Annotated in this window: 2 protein-coding genes; both read left to right on the top strand. The window is 67.7% G+C overall.

Features of this window, described 5'->3' with window-relative positions:
* A partial coding sequence (locus ACFVX6_RS40885; protein WP_389699657.1) for an ALF repeat-containing protein occupies positions 1 to 303 on the top strand: 303 nt, incomplete at its 5' end.
* Between the two features lie 472 nt (positions 304 to 775).
* A complete protein-coding gene (locus ACFVX6_RS40880; protein ID WP_389699656.1) occupies positions 776 to 1,180 on the top strand; it encodes a hypothetical protein in 405 nt (134 codons plus the stop codon).
* The last annotated feature ends 203 nt before the right edge of the window (positions 1,181 to 1,383 follow it).

Here is a 1,383-nt window from a genome sequence, read left to right as displayed (position 1 = left end):
AACGCCGTCGCCTCCGACGCCGACAACGCAGCCGCGATCGCCCGCATCCTCGCCAACCCCGCCTCCGGGAAAGCCGTCAAGCGCGAAGCCAACAAAGCCCTCAACGGCACCCCCGCCAACCGGACCGCGTTCCTCAAGACGGGGCTGCGTCTCGCCCAGGCCGAGGACGACCGTGTCGCCGTCGCCCGGATCCTGGCCCGCCCGGACATCAGCGACGCCCTGCGCGCCGCAGCCAACAAAGCAATCGACGGCACCCCTGAGGAACTCCGCCACTTCATCACCGTCGGCCAGTACCAGGTCTGACCTGCCCTGCCAAGGCCGGGGCGGTGATCACAAGTTCCCGCCCCGGCACGGCCACCCCACCGGCCGATCGACGGCCGACGGAAGGTGCAGGATGGACGCCCGAGCGCCCCACACCCGGACCACTGCACCCACTGAGCAAGATCCAGGCCACGCAAGAGGGCAAGCACCAGATGTCCGCCCCGTCTCTGTCGAGCCGGCCCCGCCCACTCCTGCGTATGCCCGGAGAGAACAGACTGCGGGTTCTCCTCCTCGGGGACGTCGACAGGGGTGCCGGCAAGGGCGGCTGCCTCCACGCTGAGGGCGCAGGCGCGATTCTAATTCGTTCCTAGCAGCTCTGGTCGGCTCAACCGGCCGGAACCCGCTCCAGCGCCGATGGCGATGTTGCTTCGGTGTTCGGCATGGTGACGGCCGGCCCGATTCGGCGGAGGTCTAGGCACTGTCCGGCGGATCATGACGATGGCAGAGTGTGTCCGTGAGTTACAGCATTTTCTTGCTCCGGTTCGTGGACAGCGAGGTTGTCGCGTTGGACGCCGAACGGTTCCGACAGGTGACGGAGCCGTACGTGGTGGCGGGCAGTCCGGAGGACGGCTTCTCCCAGCTCCGCGCGGAGGACGGGGGTGAAGCGGATCTCTACCACGAGTCCCACGCCGAGAGCGGGATGCCGTGCGTGACGGCGACGCACTTCGCCAAAGGCGCGATGCTCGGCGTGCTCTCCCGGCTGGCGGCAGCCCTCGAAGCCTCAATCGTCCCTCAGGACGGTGACGCGCTGATCTTCCACGAGAAAGAGCGTCGTCACCTTCCTGTGGAGCTTCAGGGGAATGCGGTCGTCATCGTTCCCACGGCGGACGCGTTGCAGGCGGCATTCGATGCGCGCTGAGCGTTTCCACCCCCAACCAGAGTGCCAATCCCGTTCTCCGGATCACGGGCGGAGCCATAAGCGGATCGCCGCGGCGGCGACTGTGCCGTGGAATACGTAGGCCCTCTTGATGCCCCTATGGATGTCAACCGAGAGATCCAACGGCGCCGGTCGGGCCGGCCGGAGGGGCTGCCGGGACGATAAGGCGGTAGATCTCCCGCGCG

Origin of the sequence: Streptomyces sp. NPDC058289 (genome assembly GCF_042880975.1) — a bacterium.
In the GTDB taxonomy this organism is placed as follows: Bacteria; Actinomycetota; Actinomycetes; order Streptomycetales; family Streptomycetaceae; genus Streptomyces; species Streptomyces stoeckheimensis.
Note: the sequence above shows the minus strand (reverse complement) of the source record. Positions and strands in the feature narration are given on the sequence as shown.